Origin of the sequence: Devosia polycyclovorans (assembly GCF_042181575.1) — a bacterium.
GTDB lineage: Bacteria > Pseudomonadota > Alphaproteobacteria > Rhizobiales > Devosiaceae > Devosia > Devosia polycyclovorans.
In genome coordinates, this window is sequence record NZ_CP170082.1 from 1977513 (window position 1) to 1996818 (window position 19306).

The window sequence follows — 19306 nt, forward strand, 5'->3', positions numbered from 1 at the left end:
TAGAGAATTGCTTGGCTAGCCGGTAAAGCTGCGCACCAGAGACCCGGCCACCAGATACCAGCCGTCCACCAGCACGAAAAAGATCAGCTTGAAGGGCAGGGAGATCACCACCGGAGGCAGCATCATCATGCCCATGCTCATCAGCACCGAGGCCACGACCATGTCGATGACCACAAAGGGCAGGAACAGCAGGAAGCCGATTTCGAAGGCGCGGCGCAGCTCGGAGATCATGAAGGCCGGCACGAGAAGCTGCAGCGGAATGGCTTCCGGCTCATCGGGCAGCTCCGTCTCCGAAAGGTCGTAGAACAGCTCCAGATCGCGATCGCGGACATTGGCGCGCATGAATTCATGGATCGGCGCGGCACCGGCGTCGAAAGCCTCGGCGAACTCGATCTCCCCGGCCATCAATGGGGCGATGCCCTGTTCATAGCTTTGTTGCAAGGTTGGCTGCATGATGAACAGCGTCAGGAACAGCGCCAGGGACACCATGACGGTGTTGGGCGGCGCGGTCTGCAGGCCGATGGCAGTGCGCAGCAGCGAGAGCACCACCACGATGCGGGTGAAGCTGGTCACCATCACCAGGATCGATGGCGCCAGCGAGAGCAGGGTGATCAGCCCAATGAGCTGAATGGCCCGCTCGGTCAGCGTGGTTTCGTCGCCGAAATCAATGGAGAGGTCCTGCGCAAAAGCGCCCTGGGACCACAGCAGCAAGAGGCCAGCGGCGGTGAGGAGCGGCAGCAGGAAACGCCAGCGCGCTTTGCGCGCCGGTTCAGTTCCGGTTGGCCTGCTCGCTGTTGTCCTGCTCAAGCGTTGCGCCTTCGCTCGCGGTCTCGTTCCCGTTCTCTCTATCTGAGTCGCCGGCGTGCCCGTCCGCGCTGTCCGGGTTTTGCACGGTTAGCGTGGGGTCCTGTACGCTGACTGGGCGCAGCAGGCCGGTATGGCGCAGGGAGCGGGGCGGACGCTGGGCCGGTTCGGGCACTGGCGGCGCTTCCGATTCCGCTGCGGGCGCCGGAGCAGGGGCGGGTGCTGGTTTGCTGGCGGACTGCCGACGTGCCGAAAGCGAAGGCAGGCCGCGCCCTGCCGGCTGGGCCGGGGCGATCTCCGCCACTGGAATTCCGGCTTCCACGACAAGATCGTGCGGGCCACCAGTCAGGATCAGATGCTCGACATTGTCGCGCCGTACGATGATCAGTTGGCGCTTCTGGTCGAGGGCGAGTGTGTCAACCACGGCTAGCCGCCGGTTGCGGCCGCGTGCGGCATTGCCCGATACGTTAGAGATCAGCTTGAGGAACCAGACGGCCAGGACGATCAGCACCAGAACGATGCCAAGCGCCAGGATCATGGTCAGTATGGTGTTGCCACTGCCGCCGAACAGGCCGGTGATGAATTGCACGAGCCGCGCCTCCGATGCATTCCGTTGCGACCACGCACATAGCGCGATTCCGGGTGTGGCAATAGGTGTTGGTGTCAGGCGTGGGCATTTCCTGCCTAGCTGGACCGGCAATTGTTGCAAAATGCAGCCAAATTCAGAGCCGACAAGCTGAACTTAACGCTTGGTTAACCATTCGCCCGGCAAGAATTGCCTAACTGAAATGCTTTGCTGGAGCGCGGCCCATGGGCCTTATGGACATGCCAGTCTTTTCGGCGCTGACCGACAAGATGCGCTGGCACCAGACCCGTCAGGGCCTTCTGGCTGAAAACGTCGCCAATGCCGAGACGCCAGGATACCGCGGACGCGATCTCAAGCAATATGACTTTGCCGATCGTCAGGGGATGATGACGTCTTCGGCGGTGGTCACTACCGTCACCCAGCCCATGCATTTCTCGGCCTCGTCGGGCGAGGGCGCTTTCAATGCGCAGCGCATGGCCAATTTCGAGGTCACGCCCGAGGGCAATGGCGTCACGCTTGAAGACGAGATGATGAAGGTCACGACCAATATGATGGACTATCAGGCCGCGACTTCGCTGTATCAGAAATCGGTCCGCATCCTGCGCGTTGCGCTGGGCAAGAACGTCTAGGGGATAACGCATGGACTTCAATTCCTCGCTCCGCATAGCCGCCACCGGGCTCCACGCACAGACGGCCCGCATGCGGGTCATCGCCGAGAACATCGCCAATGCGGATTCGGCGGGCAAGGCGCCGGGCGATGAACCCTATCGCCGCCGCATCCCGACCTTTCAGGCCAGTTACAATGCCGAAGTCGGCGGGCGCGTCGTGGAAATCGGACGGTTGGCCTATGACATGAGCGATTTCTCCTCGCGCTACGAACCGGGCCATCCGGCGGCCGACGAGAGTGGCTTTGTGCAATATCCCAATGTGAACACACTGGTGGAAACCGTGGACATGCGCCAGGCCCAGCGCAGCTACGAGGCCAATCTCAACGTGGTCACCGTGACCCGCCAGATGCTCGGGCGCACGCTCGACATCCTGCGCGGCTGATAATTTTGAAAGGCAGTCGAGATGGCCGTCAGCAACACACCCTTTAATGCGGCGACCGCCGCCTACACCAACGCCAGCCGCCTGATCAATCAGGCTGCCAAGCCGCAGGCTGACCTTACGGCGAGTGCTCCGGCCGCGGGCGGCAATTTCGCCGATCTCCTGGCACAGAATGTCCAGGGCGTTGTCGATCAGGGCAAGGCGGCCGACCAGATGGCGATGGATATGGTCAGTGGCAAGGCCAATGTGGTCGACATGGTCACCGCGCTTTCGGAAACCGAAATGGCCATCGAGAGCATGGTCACCCTGCGCGACAAGGTGATCTCGGCCTATGAAGAAATCATGCGGATGCCGATCTAACCTGAGCAACACCAAGGATCTCACCCGAGGGCTCATCCTGAAATGCGGGGACAACATGGTCGGCAGCGCAGGCCGATCATCCTCGAGATAGACCCCGGCCTTCGCCGGGGTGACGGCCAATGATAGGCTTGGCAGCGAATCGAAGAAGGTTTGAGCCATGACCGGCGCAGAAGTGCTCGACATTGCCAGCCAGGGTATCTGGACGCTGATCATCGTCTCGATGCCCATGATGCTGGTCGGGCTGATCGTCGGCGTGGTGATCGCGCTATTCCAGGCGCTAACGCAGATTCAGGAAATGACCTTGGTCTTCGTCCCCAAGATCATCGCCATCTTCATCACCATGCTGATCACCCTGCCATTTCTGGGGGCCACCATGGCGGGCTATATGGACCGGGTGGTCGACATGATCATCGTGGGCGGCTAGCCGCTGTGACCATCAGTCTGGACTGGCTCCCGGCGACCGCCTTTACCTATCTCATCCTGTTCATGCGCATCGGCGCCATGCTCATGCTGATGCCGGCGCTGGGCGAGCAGACCATTCCGACGCGGATGCGCCTGAGCTTCGCACTTGCCTTCACGCTCGTCGTATTCCCCCTGCTGGGGCAGGTGATCCCGACCATGCCGGGGGACCTGACGGGCATTGTCGGTCTTCTGATGCATGAGCTGGCGGTGGGACTGATCATCGGCGCCATAGTCCGGATCACGGTCATGGCGACCCAGGTGGCCGGCACGATCGTGGCCTTTCAGACCGGCCTCTCCGGCGCACTCGCGGCCGATCCGACGCAAATGGGCGTGCAAGGCGCGGTGTTTTCCAGCTTTCTGTCCTTCCTCGGCATCACTCTGATCTTTGCGACTGACCTGCACCATATGGCGCTTGCTGCCATCTATGACAGCTACATGGTGTTCTCCCCGACCGATCCGCTGATGTTCGAGGATGCGATGCAATTGGCGGTGCGTACTGTCAGCGGCGCCTTTATGGTCGGGGTCCAGATGTCCGCGCCCTTCATCGTGTTCGGTCTGGTATTCAACCTGGGCGCAGGCATCCTGGCGCGCCTGATGCCGCAATTGCAGGTCTATTTCATTCTCATGCCGGCCAATATCATCGTTGGCCTGCTGCTGTTTGCCATCCTGCTGGTGATGATGATGGGCTGGTATATCACCGCCTTTGAAAATCACCTGGCGATGTGGAGGGGCTAGCCAATGTCGAGCGAAGCCCCTGATCAGGACTCCAAAACAGAAGACCCTTCCCAGAAAAAGCTCGAGGACGCGCACAAGAAGGGGGATGTCGCCAAGAGCCAGGAAGTGACGACCTGGTTCATGCTGATGGGGTCGGGCATTGTCTTTGCCATGCTGTCCCCATGGATCAGTACGCAACTCAGTCAGCCGCTGAGCCTGATCTTCATGAATGCCGATCAGTTTGACCTGGATGGGGCCGGCTTCGCGGACTTCTTCAACGGACTGGCTTTGGCGATGATCGGCATCGTGCTGATCCCGCTGGCCGTCTTGATGGTCTGCGGCATTCTCGCCAATCTGGTGCAGCACCGGCTGGTCTGGTCGGTCGATCCGATCAAGCCCAAGCTCTCCAAGATTTCCCCGATCAGCGGCGCCAAGCGGCTGTTCTCGCCCGATGCCTTGGTCAATTTCGGCAAGGGACTGGTCAAGATCGTGCTGGTGGGCGTGATCGTGATCGTGGTCTGCTGGCCCGAACGCGACCGGCTCGATACCATGATGACCGCCGACCCGATCATGATCCTGGTCGACTTCCAGGAGATCGGGATCAAGATTTTTGCCGCGGTCCTGGCGGTGATCACTGCGATTGCGGTGGCTGACTTCTTCTATGTGCGCCAGAAATGGTGGAAGCGGCAGATGATGACCGTCCAGGAGACGCGCGAAGAATACAAGCAGATGGAGGGCGACCCGCATGTGAAGGGGCGGATTCGCCAGTTGCGTCAGGACCGGGCCCGCAAGCGCATGATGTCGTCCGTGCCCGATGCCACCGTGGTCATCACCAACCCGACCCACTTTGCCGTGGCGCTCAAATACGACAAGGACATGGCGGCGCCCAAATGCGTGGCCAAGGGGGCGGACGCCGTGGCGTTCCGCATTCGCGAACTGGCCAAGGACAACGATGTGCCCATTGTCGAAAATCCGCCATTGGCGCGTGCTCTATTTGCTGCAGTGGATATCGACGAGACCATCCCGTCCGAGCATTTCAAGGCGGTGGCCGAGGTGATCGGCTTCGTGATGCGCCTCAAGAAGCCTGGCGGCGGCTGGCGGCCGAGTGCGTAAGCAGGCATTGCTCTCTGTAATGGGTGCCCGCGCCGTGTTGCTCGCCAAACATCGAACTGCTGACAATCTGACGTGTTAGGCAACACTTGGATAGAAAAGTTGGGCCGTCATGTTGAAAAGCCCCTTCGCCCTCCCACCGGGGCGGTCCATTTGCTAGACCTTTTCTGATGTCCCGATTCGGGACGGTGTGCAGCGCTGGAGCAAAACCCTATGGCATCGACGCCGCTTGGCGAGGACAGCTATCCCGAACCGGTCCTGGATTCGGGACGCGGCGGCGCCGGGATGTGGCGGGTGGTGCTGCTGGCCCTGGTGCTGGTTCTTGTTGCGCTGGCATTTTCGCTGTTCGGTGAGAGCATTCCGCCCGAATTGGTCATGGGTTTCGTCGGCCTGCTGGCGGTGGCCGGCGTGTTCTTCCTGTTCGGTCTGGCCGCCGGCCTGTTTCGGTTCGCTGCCAGCGAGGAGCGGCGGACCCTGAGCCATGCCGTGGTTGACAGCCTGCCCTTTGGCGCGGTGATCGCCGACCGCGAAGGCAAGATCACTTACGTCAACCAGCACTATGGTTCGTTTCCCGGCGCCATGAACAATGGCGTGCCGGTGGGCGTGCCGCGTTTGTTTTCCGGCTACGCGGATGCGGGTGAGGCGATCTACCGGGTGTCCAAGGCGGCGCGGGACGGCCGCACCGCCATCGAAGACATCCGTGTGCCCGGCGGGCTCGGCGGCTCCCAGTCCGAAGCCAGCCGCGTTTTCTGGTACCGCGTGTCTGTGCGCCCCTTGCCCGAAACTGCCGACAGCCACAAACCGCTGGTGGCATGGTCGGTCGAGGATATCACGCGCGATCGCGAGAACAATGAGACGGCCTTCCGCGATCTGCAGCGCGCCATCGATTATCTCGATCACTCGCCCTCCGGCTTCTTCTCGGCCGATGCTCATGGGCAGATTCAGTACCTCAACTCCACCCTGGCCGATTGGCTCGGCTACGATCTGGCCGAGTTCAATGCCGGTCAGCTCGCGCTCACCGATATTGTACGTGGCGACGGAGCATCGCTGCTGATGCGGGGCAGGGGTGACGGGGAAATCCGCACCGAGATCATCGATATCGATCTTGTCCGGCGCAATGGCACGGCCTTGCCGGTGCGACTACTGCATCGGGCTGCACGGCTTGCTGATGGCGAATTGGGCGAGACGCGGACCCTGGTTCTCGACATGTCGAGTGCGCCCGATACCGAGGAAGAGCTGCGCGCCGCCGAAGTGCGGTTCTCGCGCTTTTTCAACGATACGCCCTTTGCCATCGCCACGCTCGATGCCGAGGGCCGCATCGTGCGCACCAATGCTCCGTTCGGGCGCATATTCCATTGGTCAGGTGAGGACAAGAGCCTTGAACTCCAGCCGCTCAGCGACCTCATCGGCGAGGGCAGCCGCGAGAAACTGGCCAAGGCCCTCAGCGATGCGACCGCGCAGCGCTCGGAAGTCGAACCGGTCGATGCCGCCCTCAGCGTCGAGGGCGACCATGCGGTCCGGCTCTACATCTCGGCATCTGAGGTCAGCGCCGGTTCGCCCGAACAGGTCAATGTCTATGCGCTGGACATGACGGACCAGCGCAAGCTTGAGGCCCAGTTCGCCCAGAGCCAGAAAATGCAGGCTGTTGGCCAGTTGGCGGGCGGAGTGGCGCACGACTTCAACAATCTGCTCACTGCCATCATCGGTTTTTCCGACCTGCTGCTCTTGAAGCACAAGCCGGGCGACCCGTCCTTCAACGAGCTGATGCAGATCAAGCAGAACGCCAATCGCGCCGCCGGGTTGACCCGTCAGTTACTGGCCTTCTCACGCCGTCAGACGCTCAGGCCACAAGTGCTTGAGCTGCCGCTGATCGTCGATGACCTGACAGTGCTGCTCAAGCGCATGATTGGCGAAAAAAACAATCTCACGGTCGAACATGGCCGCAATATCTGGCCGGTGCGTGCCGACGTGGTGCAGCTCGAACAGGTGATCATCAATCTGGTGGTCAATGCGCGCGACGCCATGCCCAAAGGGGGCTCAATTACCCTGCGGACCTCCAATGTCACCGAGGCGGAAGCGGCGACCATGAAGTTCGAGGGCATGGTGCCGGCCGATTATGTGCTGATCGATGTCGAGGACACCGGCACCGGCATGAGCCCGGAAGTTCTGGCGAAAATCTTCGAGCCGTTTTTTACCACCAAAGAATTGGGCAAGGGCACGGGGCTGGGGCTGTCCACGGTTTACGGCATCATCAAACAAACCGAGGGGTTCATCTATCCCGTTTCGACGGTTGGCGTCGGAACCACCTTCAAGATTTTCCTGCCGCGCTATGTTCCTACTGCGGAGGAATCGGCCGCCAAGGCAGCTGCTGCTGCCGCACCGGCCAAGGATCTGACCGGCCACGAGCGCATCCTCCTGGTGGAGGACGAGGAAAGCGTGCGCGCCTTCTCGGCCCGCGCCCTGCGCGCCACCGGCTATGAGGTGTTCGAGGCCGATGGCGGTGAAGAGGCCATCGAGGTGCTTGAGGACCTCGACTACCAGGTTGATCTCATCATTTCCGACGTCGTCATGCCGGAAATGGACGGGCCGACCATGCTCAAGGTCATTCGCGACAAGATGTCCAAGCTCAAGATCATCTTTGTCTCCGGCTACGCCGAGGAAAGCGTGCGCCGCGACATCGAGGACGATCAGAGCGTGGATTTCCTGCCCAAGCCCTATTCGCTCGACCAGATCAACTCCAAGGTCAAGGAAGTGCTGCAGCGGATGGACAAGGGCGAGTAGCCAATCGGCGGGCCAAGTGAGACACTGGCTCTTGGTGAGGGTGAGTTTGTTCGGCACGTGATGCTGTCATCCCACCCTCATTCCCTCCCTATCAGGGGAGGGAGGCGCAGGCCTGGGCGCCGGTGTTCATTGTCTCCCTCCCCCTGTGGGGTGGGATCAGGGGTGTGGGTATCCCACCCAAGAGAGTTGAGGTCGTTCATGACCGCCGTGCCACGTATCGAAGGCCAGTCCGAACTGAATGTGTTGGGCGAACCGCTGCAGCCCTGTTCGCACGACCCGCTGACGGGCTATTTCCGGTCCGGCTATTGCGCGGCCGGGCCGGAAGGGGCGGCGGTGCATCTGGTTTGCATCTTGGCGTCCGACGAGTTCCTCGCCTATTCGGCCAGCGTCGGTAATGACCTGTCGACACCACGGCCGGATTTCAACTTTCCCGGCCTAGTCGATGGCAATCGCTGGTGCCTGGTCGCGGCGCGTTGGGCCCAGGCGCACAATGCCGGCAAGGCGCCGCGGGTCTATCTGCGGTCAACCAACCAGCGCGTTCTGGATCTGATTCCCGCTGACTTTTTAAAGGCTTATGCACTGGACTTGAATTGACGATTCCGTCCGGTGAGGCGCTCGCGTTCTATCCCTGCTCTTCGGCCAGATCTGTTCAGGCGTCGCGTCAAGCGGTGCCGCCGGGAATGGGTGTGCCGGGCGCCAAGAGGCCCTCATCGGCCAGGGTGGTCCAGAGTGCGTCGGGAATTTTAGTGTCCCACCAATCAAGAATCCCGTCCAGTTCCTGCGGCGAGCGCGGGCCGGGCAGCACATTGCATACGGCCGGATGGGTCAGCGGAAATTGCAACGCGGCGGCGGGCAGTGGCACGTTATAGGATTTGCAGACGGCCTCGATGGCCCGCACGCGCTGGACAATATCGTCCGGGGCCTTGGCATAGTTGAACTTGTCGCCGCCCACCAGAATGCCGGAATTGAATGGGCCCCCGACTACCACCGAGGCCTTGCGCTCGATGCAGGTGGTCATGAAGGGCGCCAGTGCGGTCTGTTCGAGCAGGGTATAGCGCCCGGCGAGCAGGAACACGTCCCAATCGCCCAGGGCGAAGGCATCCATGCACACTTCCCACTCATTGACGCCCAGGCCAATGGCTTTCACTGCGCCGCTGTCGCGCAATTCGCGCAGGGCCCTGTAGCCGCCCGAGGCAAGCTGCTCCCAGAGTGGCTTGTTGGCCTCGGCGCCGTGCGTCGCTACGCCGATATCATGGACATAAAGTATATCGACCCGTTCGAGGCCAAGCCGCTGCAGGCTGTCGGCATGCGAGCGCATGATGCCGTCATAGGAGTAGTCGTAGACCTGGTCGAAAGGGAGAGGATCGACCCAATTGCCCTTGTCCTGCACCGCTGGATCGACGGGCTTGAGCAGGCGACCAACCTTGGAGGAAATGATCGGGCGTGGATGGGCGGAGCGCAACACATCACCCATCAGATGCTCAGACCGCCCCAGCCCATATTGCGGGGCGGTGTCGACATAGTTGAGGCCCTGCTCCAAAGCATGAGCGACCGTTGCACGGGCCTGTTCGCCAGGAACCGCCGAAAAGATTCCGGCCAGACTTGCGCCGCCAAGGCCGAGGGTGGTGACCTCGATATCGGTCTGGGCAATGCGGCGTTTTTCGAAGTGGCGAGCAGTCATGGGCGTCCTCCCTAAGGGTGGAGGCATAACTGACATGTTAGTTGTAGTAAAGACGGCGTGGCCCCTGCGGCCGGACATCGGGCACCAGCCGCCGGGACGAGCCCGGCGACAATGGCATCGGCAGGATGAATGCCGAACTTAGTAGAGCCCGCCGATCACCACCGGCTTTTCCTCGTCCACCTGCACAGGATTGCGCAGGGCCAGACCAAACTGGTCTTCCTCGATTTCAAACACATCGTCGGGCTTGGTGGAAATGCCATCGGCAAAGCTCAGCGTCGCCGTGCCGAACATATGCACATGCACGTCGCCCGGCTGGCAGAACAGATCGTATTTGAAGTGGTGATATTCCAGGTTGGCGATGGTGTGGCTCATATTGTCTTCGCCGCTCAGGAACGGCTTTTCCCACAGCACTTCGCCATCTCGCAGAATGCGGGACATGCCCTCGATATGGCGCGGCAGGTCGCCCACGCGCAATTCAGGCCCAAAGGAACAGGCCCGCAGCTTTGAGTGGGCCAAATAGAGATAGTTGATCCGCTCGGTCACATGGTCGGAGAATTCATTGCCCAGAGCGAAGCCGAGCCGGCGTGGCTGGCCTTCTGCGTCGATGACATAAATGCCGGCGATTTCGGGCTCTTCGCCAGCGTCCAGTGCAAAGGACGGGGAGGGGATGGGCTGGCCCGGATTGACCACGATATGGCCATTGCCCTTGTAGAACCACTCGGGCTGCACGCCCTTTTCGCCCTCTGCCGGCTTGCCGTTCTCGAGCCCCATGCGGAACATCTTCATGCTGTCGGTCAATTCACCGGCCGGCTTTTCGCCATTGGCCTTGTGCATGGCGTCGCGCGTTGCGGCGGAGCCGAGATGGGTCAGGCCCGTGCCGGTGACGTGCAGATGGGCCGGATCGGGATGATCGATCGGCGCCAGCAGACGGCCTTCGCGCGCCAGCACGGCCTTGTCGATGGGGTCGCCAAGCCCGTGGGCCTCGACGGCGCCGGGCAGTCCGCCAACGCCGGCCAGGGCTTCCTGCACGAGTGCATAGACGCTGCTGACACCCTTGAGCTGACGGGTCTGGCCGTCGCGCGTGACGCCCACGGCGCGGTTGCCCTTGTCATCGATATACTGGATCAGGTGCATGAGTGGTCCCCGGTTGTGCAATTGCCGGCATAAAACGTGGCCGTGCCCGAACTGTCCAGTCAAAAATCATACTTTTTTGAAACGGCTGACGGTGGCATAGAATCGGCCTACCAGAATGGGTGAAGCGTCTCCTGCGCGCCGATGCGATGTTCTTATTTTGTCTCTTGACGCAACTGAAACAAAATGAGAACAAATAATGCACGGATAGAACACATCTGACATCAACCACCTCTCGTTGCACGGGCTCCGGGAGCGTGAAATAAGGAGACAGCATTATGGCAGCTTCGCCGCTTCGCGTCGTTGAAGGTGGATCGATGGATAAGGACAAGGCTCTCTCGGCCGCGCTGAGCCAGATTGAGCGCAATTTCGGCAAAGGCTCGATCATGCGCCTTGGCGAGAACTCGGCCATCGAGGTCGAGTCGATCTCCACCGGTTCGCTCGGTCTCGACATCGCGTTGGGGATTGGCGGGCTGCCTAAAGGCCGTATCGTCGAGATTTTCGGGCCGGAAAGCTCGGGCAAGACCACTCTGGCACTGCATGTGATTGCCGAGGCGCAGCGCAAGGGCGGCATTTGTGCCTTTGTCGATGCCGAACATGCTCTGGACCCGGTCTATGCCCGCAAGCTGGGCGTCAATGTCGATGATCTGCTGATCTCTCAGCCCGATGCGGGCGAGCAGGCGCTGGAGATCACCGATACGCTGGTGCGCTCCGGCGCTATCGATGTGCTGGTGGTTGACTCGGTTGCCGCGCTCACGCCGCGCGCTGAACTGGAAGGGGAAATGGGCGACAGCCTGCCCGGCCAGCAGGCGCGCCTGATGAGCCAGGCCATGCGCAAGCTGACCGGCTCGATCTCCAAGTCCAAATGTCTGGTCATCTTCATCAACCAGATCCGCATGAAGATCGGGGTGATGTATGGCTCACCCGAAACCACCACGGGCGGCAATGCGCTCAAGTTCTACGCTTCGGTGCGCCTGGACATCCGCCGCATTGGCGCGATCAAGGATCGCGAAGAGGTCGTAGGCAACCAGACGCGGGTCAAGGTGGTCAAGAACAAGCTGGCCCCGCCGTTCCGTCAGGTCGAGTTCGACATCATGTATGGCGAAGGCATTTCCAAGACCGGGGAGTTGCTCGATTTGGGTGTGAAGTCCGGTATCGTGGAAAAGGCTGGCGCCTGGTTCTCCTGGGACAGCCAGCGGCTGGGGCAAGGGCGTGAGAACTCCCGCCAGTTCCTCAAGGACAATCCCGAGATTGCCGCCACTATCGAGCAAGGCGTACGCGAGAGCTCCGGTCTTTTGGGGGAAGTTCTGCTTGTCGCCGGCGGTGACGAAGACAGCAGCGACGAGTAGTCGGTCGCTCTCATCCCATGCAGAGAGTTGAGGCACCGGTTATCCGGTGCCTTTTTTCTTGTCTGCCCTCTGGTGGCGGACCCGTTGCAATGCTGGACAGGCCTCGGTTCTGCGGGCTAGAAAGCCGGAAATTCCTATCAGGGCGCGTCCGCGTCCTCGCCCAAGAAAGTCTCTGCATGACCAGCGTAAACGACCTTCGTTCCAGCTTTGTCAGTTACTTTGCCCGGAACGGACACGAGCCCGTCGCTTCCAGCCCCCTGGTGCCGCGCAACGACCCGACGCTGATGTTCACCAATGCGGGCATGGTGCAGTTCAAGAACGTTTTCACCGGTGTTGAGAAGCGCCCCTATTCCACTGCAGCGACAGCTCAGAAATGTGTCCGTGCCGGCGGCAAGCATAATGACCTGGACAATGTCGGGTTCACCGCGCGCCACCACACCTTCTTTGAAATGCTGGGGAACTTCTCCTTTGGCGACTATTTCAAGGATCAGGCCATCGAGCTGGCCTGGAACCTGCTCACCAAGGATTGGGCGCTTCCCAAGGATAGACTCATGGTCACCGTCTATGAAGACGATGACGAGGCCATGGAGCTCTGGAAGAAGATTGCCGGCCTGTCCGAGGACCGCATCGTGCGGCTCGGCGCCAAGTCCAATTTCTGGCAGATGGGTGATACCGGTCCCTGCGGTCCATGCTCGGAAATCTTCTATGATCACGGCGACAAGGTCTGGGGCGGCCCTCCGGGGTCTCCGGATGAGGATGGTGATCGCTGGATCGAGATCTGGAACCTGGTGTTCATGCAGTATGAGCAGCATGGCGATGGTTCGCGCACCGGCCTGCCGCGTCCGTCCATCGACACCGGCATGGGCCTTGAACGTATCGCGGCCGTCATGCAGGGCGTGCACGACAATTACGATATCGACCTGTTCAAGGCGCTGATCGGTGCGGCTGCCAATGCGACCCATGCCGATGTGAACGGTCCGGGCAATCGCAGTCTGCGCGTCATTGCCGACCATCTGCGATCCATGAGCTTCCTCATTGCTGAGGGCGTGCTGCCCTCCAATGAAGGCCGCGGCTACGTGCTGCGCCGCATCATGCGCCGGGCCATGCGCCACGCTACCTTGCTTGGTGCCAATGAGCCGGCGATTCACAAGCTGGTGCCGACCCTGGTGCGCGAGATGGGCCAGGCCTATCCCGAGCTCAGCCGGGGCGAAGCCATGATCGCCGAAACGGTCCGCCTGGAAGAGGGCCGTTTCCTCAAGACGCTTGGCCGGGGCCTGCAGATTCTCGAGACCGAGACGGCTGGTCTGGGCGAGGGCGCGGTGCTCGACGGCGCCACGGCGTTCAAGCTTTACGACACCTATGGCTTCCCGCTCGACCTCACCCAGGACGCATTGCGTTCGCGCAATATCAGCGTCGACCAGGCTGGGTTCGATGCCGCCATGGCCCAACAGAAGGCCGAGGCCCGCAAGAACTGGGCCGGCTCGGGCGAAGCAGCCACCGACACGGTCTGGTTCGGGCTGGCCGACAAGCTCGGCCCGACCGAATTCCTTGGCTATGAAACCGAGACTGCCGAAGGCGAGATCAAGGCACTGCTTGTCGATGGCGCCGAAGTCGACGCCATTGCTGCGGGGCAGGAGGGTTTTGTCGTCGTCAACCAGACGCCCTTCTATGGCGAGAGCGGCGGCCAGGTCGGCGATAGCGGCGTCATCAAGGGTGATGGCATTGCCGCCGACGTGCTGGACACCGGCAAGCATCACGGCGTTTTCGCGCACAAGGTCAAGGTCACTGAAGGGACGCTCAAGCGGGGCCAGGCGGTAGAACTGCTGGTCGATCACGATCGCCGCGCGTCGATCCGCGCCAACCACTCGGCCACACACTTGCTGCATGAGGCCCTGCGCCTGGTGCTCGGCGATCATGTCGCCCAGAAGGGGTCGCTGGTCTCGGCCGATCGCCTGCGCTTTGACTTCGTGCACACCAAGCCGATGACGCCGCAGGAAATGGCCGAGGTCGAAGACATCGCCAACACCATCATCTTGCAGAACACCCCGGTCGAAACCCGGCTGATGGGTGTTGAGGAAGCCAAGGAATCGGGCGCGCGCGCCTTGTTCGGCGAAAAATACGGTGATGAGGTACGCGTGGTTTCCATGGGCGAGCCGACCGGCAACGGGCTTGGCTGGTCGGTGGAGCTGTGCGGCGGCACCCATGTGCGCCGCACCGGCGATATCGGCCTGGTTTCCGTCGTTTCCGAAGGAGCCGTGGCCGCCGGCGTGCGCCGCATCGAGGCTCTGACGGGCCATGCCGCGCGTCATCGCGGCAATGCCAATACCAATATCGTGGCCTCCGCGGCCGGTCTGCTCCGCTCTGGTGCGCATGAGGTGCTTGATCGCATCGAGGCGCTGCAGAACCAGCTCAAAAGCGCGGAGAAGGCGCTGGCCGATGCCCGCCAGAAGTTGGCTCTGGGGGGCGGCGGCGCCGGTGGCACTGCAAGCGAAACCGTCAACGGGGTGACCTTTGTGGGCCGTGTGGTCGAGGGGGTCGCGGCCAAGGACATCAAGTCTGTGGTTGACGCTGAAAAGAAGCGCGTTGGCTCGGGCGTCGTCGTCATGGTGCTCAAGGGCGAAGACGGCAAAGGCACGGTGGCCATTGGCGTCACCGAGGACCTTACCGATCGCTATGCCGCCGGTACGCTGATCAAGTCGGCCACGGCAGCTCTGGGCGGACAGGGCGGCGGTGGCCGGCCCGATATGGCGCAGGGCGGCGGGCCGGACGGCTCGAAGGCCGATGAGGCCATCGCCGCCATCCGGGCGCTGATCTGACCTCTTCGGGCGATTGCGACCCCAACAATTCTAGCAAAACCGTTCAGCGTGCCACCACGCTGAACGGTTTTTTCATGGGCGATCGGCCCGGACAGCGCTAGTATCTGACCATAGGTGAGAGCACGAGGGACGGCAGTGGACGGCGCAGATGCACACGCGCCTGACCATTCACCGGAGGCTGGACGATGGCCCTGTCCTCCTCGAACGACAGGACTTCTAGGACAAACTCGTGCATTGAGCGGCCGTTACTGCCCGATACGAAAGAAGAAAATGCGTGGCTTCCAGCGGATGCGCGGCTGTTCGCTGAGCACGTTGATTAGGCCGGCACTGACCACGATGACCATGCCCACTATGGCGATCCAGTCGGGATACTCACCAAAAAACAGGGCGCCGAACAGGATGGCCCAGATCAACTGGCTGTATTGCACCGGCGCGATGAGATTGGCGGGGGTTTGCTTGCTGGCCTGAATGATCAGCAACCCGCCCATGCCACCGAGCAGGCCAATGCCCAGAAGGACAGCAAGCTGTTCAACCGATGGCATGACGAATTCAGGCAACATCAGCACGCCGTTGACAATGGCCGAATAGAGCACCTGCAGGCCGACCAGGCTTACGCGGCGCTCCTTGGGGGCGACGTGCCGAAGGATGGTGGTGGTGAGCGCGCCCAGCACGGCCCCGGCCATCATCACAAAGTGTCCGGTTTCCAAAGCCCGCAAGCCGGGCCGGATCACCAGCACCACCCCCAAGAAGCTGATGAAGAGCAACACCCAGCGGTGCAGCGCGACGTGTTCGCGCAGCAGCAACACGGACAGCAGTGTCACAAACAAGGGGGTGGTGAAGCCGATGGCATAGACCTCGGCAAACAAAATATGGGTGAATGCATACATCACGCAGGCGGTGCCGGAGATGGCGGTCAGGCAGCGCAGATGCACCAGCCAGGGATGCTCAAGCTTGTACATGTCGCGCCAGCGTTCGCCGCGCTTGGTCAAGATGGCCGGAATGATGGAAAAGCTGGTGGTGAAAAAGGCGATCTCGAAGACCGAAAGGGCGGGGCCCGTCGCCTTGATCAAGGCATCGGCCATGGAAAAGCTGGCATAGGCCAGAAAGGCCAGCAGGACGCCGACGGGCATTTGAAAGGGTCCGGAATGGAGGGAATCGACAAAGACTACCCACCATACGCCCCCGATCTTGAGCGGTCATCTGGAATACAACAGCACATTTGTTGTCGCAGACTGGGGCGCTGGATGGCCTGCGTTGCCTCGGGGGACGAGCGCGCCTAGCTTGGGAATAGCGAAAAATCTGAATTGCCTGTTCATCCCAGCGTCATCCACCGCGTGGCTTTTTCAGGGAGGGGCCGCCGGGTCGAGGCGGCAATACTTCTGATCGGAGGGCGATAGCCATGAGACTATTGAAGAAGATCATGATCGGCGCAGTGGCTGCGCTTGGTCTGGCAGCGCCGGCGCTGGCCGCCGAGCGGGCAATCATCGTTCTGGACGGTTCGGGGTCGATGTGGGCGCAGATCGATGGCGAGGCGCGCATTTCGATTGCGCGCGAGACGCTGTCGTCAGTGTTGGCAGACCTGCCCGGCGACCTTGAACTGGGGTTGATGAGTTATGGTCATCGCGAGAAGGGAAACTGCGGTGATATCGAGATGCTGGTGGAGCCGGCTGCAGGGACTGGAGCGGCGATTGCCGCAGCGGCCAACAAGATCAATCCCAAGGGCATGACGCCGTTGAGCGACGCGGTGCGGCTGGCGGCGGAGGATCTGCGTTTCACTGAGCAGAAGGCGACGGTGATCCTGATCACTGACGGGCTGGAAACCTGCGAGGTCGATCCATGCGCCCTGGGCAGCGAGCTTGAGAACCAGGGAATTGATTTCACCGCCCATGTGCTTGGCTTCGGTCTTTCGGACGAAGAGGGGCGTGCGGTGGCGTGCCTGGCAGAAAATACAGGCGGACAGTATCTCTCGGCGCAGGATGGCGATGATCTGGTGGATGCCCTGACAGCCACGGTCGCAGAAGTTGCCCAGGCAGCGCCGGCGCCAGTGCCTGAACCGGAGCCGGTCATTCCGGAAGAGAACTTCACCATTGAGGCTGCGCTGGCTGAGGGCGGTGAATTGCTCAACCGTGAAACGGGCAAGGGTCTTGCCTGGGAGCTGCGGCAGGCCGGGGAGCGGGTCGAATTTGGCTATGGCGTACCAGCCAAGCAGATCGCGCCCGGCGATTATGAGCTTTTCGTCCGCTATGGGCCCATTGAGCAGAGCCAGCCGGTCACAATCACCGCCGACACGCTTGCCGCTCCCTATTTTGTACTGAACGCAGGCAAGGTGATCGTGCGAGCCTATGCGGCCGAAGGTGAACCGGTCGCCAAGGGGGCGTCGATCGACGTCGTCTATGCGGGCGGGGACGATCGGGCCTATACGGAAGCAGAATTCATTGTTCCGGCCGGCGAGATCACAGTGACCGCCAAGGTCGGGCAGGGCGAGGTATCGGAAAGCTTCACGCTGGCCGCGGGGGAGACGGTGGAAAAGGAACTGGTCGCCGGGGTCGGGCTCGCCGTCATCAATGCCAGCTATGTCGAGGGCATGCCGGTTCAGGACAGCGGCATGGCCGTTAGCCTGTTCAAGGCAGCCAAGGCAATCGACGGCTCGAGAGAGAGGGTTGGCTATGGTTATGGCCCGGGCGATGAATACCAACTGGTGCCCGGGAACTATGTGGCCATGGTCAAAATGGGCGAGGCAATCGCCGAAGCGCCCTTCGTGATCCAGAGCGGAGAGCGAACCGAGGTGAACGTGGTGCTCGATGCCGGAGTCGCCGCAATCACCATGCCGGGTGCCTATTCGTTCGAGATGTTCTCCGCCAAGACCGATCTGCAGGGCAATCGGCAGAGGGTCGGGTTCGGCTATGACGCCGAACATCAGACGACTCTGCCGGGCGGCGACTATGTGGTGGTCGTCACCTATGACGATGATAGCGAGACGGAGGCCGGCTTCTCGGTTACGCCGGGTGAGCGGACCGAGCTCACAGTCGAAAAGGGCGTCAGCAAGAGCAAGACGAAATAGGCTGTGATTGCCGGAAGCATAAAGGGGCGCTTGTCAGCGTCCCTTTTTTGCGTCCGGGCTGGCGGCACACAAAAAAGCCGGGGCGGGACCCCGGCTTTTCGAATTTGTGTCTGGTGTCAGGCTCAGGCGGCCATGGCCTTTTGCAGGTTTGCGTCGATCGCGTCGAGGAAGCCCATGGTGGTCAGCCAGGGCTGATCCGGGCCGACCAGCAGCGCCAGGTCCTTGGTCATCTTGCCTTCCTGGATGGTATCCACGGTGACCTTTTCCAGCGTGTCGACAAACTTGGCCAGTTCGGCATTGTTGTCGAGCTTGGCGCGGTGCGCCAGGCCACGCGTCCAGGCGAAGATCGAGGCGGTGGAGTTGGTCGAGGTTTCCTTGCCCTGCTGATGCTGGCGATAGTGACGGGTCACCGTGCCGTGGGCAGCTTCGGCCTCGACGACCGAGCCATCGGGGGTCATCAGCACCGAGGTCATCAGGCCCAGCGAACCGAAGCCCTGGGCAACTGTGTCGGACTGCACGTCGCCATCATAGTTCTTACAGGCCCAGACATAGCCGCCGGACCACTTGAGAGCGGCGGCCACCATGTCGTCGATCAGGCGGTGCTCGTACCAAATCTTCTTGGCTTCGAACTTCTCCTTGAACTCGGCCTCGTAGATCTCCTGGAAGATGTCCTTGAAGCGACCGTCATAGACCTTGAGAATGGTGTTCTTGGTCGAGAGATAGCAGGGCACGCCACGGTTGAGCGCGTAGTTCATCGAAGCGCGGGCGAAATCGGTGATCGAGGCATCGAGGTTATACATGCCCATGGCAATGCCGGCGCCCGGAGCGTCGAACACTTCATGCTCGATCTCGGTGCCGTCTTCGCCGACGAACTTCATGGTCAGCTTGCCCTTGCCGGGGAACTTGAAGTCGGTGGCGCGGTACTGGTCGCCAAAGGCGTGACGGCCGACGATGATCGGCTGGGTCCAGCCCGGCACCAGGCGCGGCACGTTCTGGCAGATAATGGGCTCGCGGAAGATCACGCCGCCCAGAATGTTGCGGATCGTGCCGTTGGGCGAACGCCACATCTTTTTGAGGCCGAATTCCTCAACGCGGGCCTCGTCGGGGGTGATGGTGGCGCATTTGATACCCACGCCATGCTTCTTGATGGCATTGGCCGCGTCCACGGTCACCTGGTCATCGGTTGCGTCGCGGTTTTCCACCGACAGATCGTAATATTCGATCGGCAGGTCGAGATAGGGATGGATGAGCTTGTCCTTGATCGCCTGCCAGATGATCCGGGTCATCTCATCGCCGTCGAGGTCCACGACCGGGTTGGCGACTTTGATCTTGCTCATCGAATAACTCCCTTGAGAAATGCTGATTGTGGCCCTTGGCCTTGCTCGGCGGTCCGTATAGCACCGC

Annotated in this window: 17 protein-coding genes; 11 read left to right on the plus strand and 6 right to left on the minus strand. The window is 61.4% G+C overall.

Annotated elements, in window-relative coordinates:
- Positions 1 to 15: 15 nt before the first annotated feature.
- Together fliP and ACE4RL_RS09855 are read right to left on the minus strand one after the other, a co-directional pair.
- Complete coding sequence (gene fliP / locus ACE4RL_RS09850; RefSeq protein WP_375600260.1) at positions 16 to 741, minus strand: flagellar type III secretion system pore protein FliP; 726 nt, start codon at positions 739 to 741, stop codon at positions 16 to 18.
- Between the two features lie 28 nt (positions 742 to 769).
- Positions 770 to 1393, minus strand: a complete 624-nt coding sequence (locus ACE4RL_RS09855) for a FliO/MopB family protein (RefSeq protein ID WP_375597027.1) — start codon at positions 1391 to 1393, stop codon at positions 770 to 772.
- A 221-nt stretch (positions 1394 to 1614) separates the two neighbouring features.
- Here ACE4RL_RS09855 and flgB point away from each other — a divergent pair, with 221 nt between their 5' ends.
- The 8 genes from flgB (at position 1615) to ACE4RL_RS09895 (ending at position 8458) form a co-directional block, all read left to right on the plus strand.
- Positions 1615 to 2019, plus strand: coding sequence for a flagellar basal body rod protein FlgB (flgB, locus tag ACE4RL_RS09860; protein WP_375597028.1), 405 nt, complete (start codon positions 1615 to 1617; stop codon positions 2017 to 2019).
- Positions 2020 to 2029: 10 nt separating this feature from the next.
- Positions 2030 to 2440, plus strand: a complete 411-nt coding sequence (gene flgC, locus ACE4RL_RS09865) for a flagellar basal body rod protein FlgC (RefSeq protein ID WP_375597029.1) — start codon at positions 2030 to 2032, stop codon at positions 2438 to 2440.
- A gap of 21 nt (positions 2441 to 2461) precedes the next feature.
- Positions 2462 to 2797 (plus strand): flagellar hook-basal body complex protein FliE, encoded by a 336-nt coding sequence (locus ACE4RL_RS09870; RefSeq protein ID WP_375597030.1) that lies wholly within the window; start codon positions 2462 to 2464, stop codon positions 2795 to 2797.
- Positions 2798 to 2954: 157 nt separating this feature from the next.
- On the plus strand, positions 2955 to 3221 hold the full coding sequence (gene fliQ, locus ACE4RL_RS09875) for a flagellar biosynthesis protein FliQ (RefSeq protein ID WP_375597031.1): 267 nt from the start codon (positions 2955 to 2957) through the stop codon (positions 3219 to 3221).
- Between the two features lie 5 nt (positions 3222 to 3226).
- A complete protein-coding gene (gene fliR, locus ACE4RL_RS09880; RefSeq protein ID WP_375597032.1) occupies positions 3227 to 3994 on the plus strand; it encodes a flagellar biosynthetic protein FliR in 768 nt (255 codons plus the stop codon).
- 3 nt (positions 3995 to 3997) lie between these two features.
- Positions 3998 to 5086, plus strand: coding sequence for a flagellar biosynthesis protein FlhB (gene flhB, locus ACE4RL_RS09885; RefSeq protein WP_375597033.1), 1089 nt, complete (start codon positions 3998 to 4000; stop codon positions 5084 to 5086).
- A gap of 210 nt (positions 5087 to 5296) precedes the next feature.
- A complete protein-coding gene (cckA, locus tag ACE4RL_RS09890) occupies positions 5297 to 7864 on the plus strand; it encodes a cell cycle histidine kinase CckA (RefSeq protein ID WP_375597034.1) in 2568 nt (855 codons plus the stop codon).
- Between the two features lie 198 nt (positions 7865 to 8062).
- On the plus strand, positions 8063 to 8458 hold the full coding sequence (locus ACE4RL_RS09895; protein ID WP_375597035.1) for a DUF2237 family protein: 396 nt from the start codon (positions 8063 to 8065) through the stop codon (positions 8456 to 8458).
- Positions 8459 to 8525: 67 nt separating this feature from the next.
- On the opposite strand, the gene ACE4RL_RS09900 is transcribed toward ACE4RL_RS09895, so the two are convergent.
- A complete protein-coding gene (locus tag ACE4RL_RS09900; RefSeq protein ID WP_375597036.1) occupies positions 8526 to 9545 on the minus strand; it encodes an aldo/keto reductase in 1020 nt (339 codons plus the stop codon).
- Between the two features lie 138 nt (positions 9546 to 9683).
- Entirely contained in the window at positions 9684 to 10679 is a 996-nt protein-coding gene (araD1, locus tag ACE4RL_RS09905) for an AraD1 family protein (RefSeq protein ID WP_375597037.1), read from the minus strand.
- A gap of 275 nt (positions 10680 to 10954) precedes the next feature.
- Between araD1 and recA the strand changes: the two genes are divergently transcribed.
- On the plus strand, positions 10955 to 12025 hold the full coding sequence (gene recA / locus ACE4RL_RS09910; RefSeq protein ID WP_375597038.1) for a recombinase RecA: 1071 nt from the start codon (positions 10955 to 10957) through the stop codon (positions 12023 to 12025).
- A 176-nt stretch (positions 12026 to 12201) separates the two neighbouring features.
- Entirely contained in the window at positions 12202 to 14841 is a 2640-nt protein-coding gene (gene alaS / locus ACE4RL_RS09915; protein ID WP_375597039.1) for an alanine--tRNA ligase, read from the plus strand.
- Positions 14842 to 15086: 245 nt separating this feature from the next.
- On the opposite strand, the gene ACE4RL_RS09920 is transcribed toward alaS, so the two are convergent.
- Entirely contained in the window at positions 15087 to 15971 is an 885-nt protein-coding gene (locus tag ACE4RL_RS09920) for a DMT family transporter (RefSeq protein ID WP_375597040.1), read from the minus strand.
- Positions 15972 to 16240: 269 nt separating this feature from the next.
- Between ACE4RL_RS09920 and ACE4RL_RS09925 the strand changes: the two genes are divergently transcribed.
- Complete coding sequence (locus ACE4RL_RS09925; RefSeq protein WP_375597041.1) at positions 16241 to 17902, plus strand: VWA domain-containing protein; 1662 nt, start codon at positions 16241 to 16243, stop codon at positions 17900 to 17902.
- A gap of 122 nt (positions 17903 to 18024) precedes the next feature.
- Here the strand turns inward: ACE4RL_RS09925 and ACE4RL_RS09930 are convergent, their stop codons facing one another.
- Positions 18025 to 19239, minus strand: a complete 1215-nt coding sequence (locus tag ACE4RL_RS09930; RefSeq protein WP_375597042.1) for an NADP-dependent isocitrate dehydrogenase — start codon at positions 19237 to 19239, stop codon at positions 18025 to 18027.
- Between the last annotated feature and the right edge of the window lie 67 nt (positions 19240 to 19306).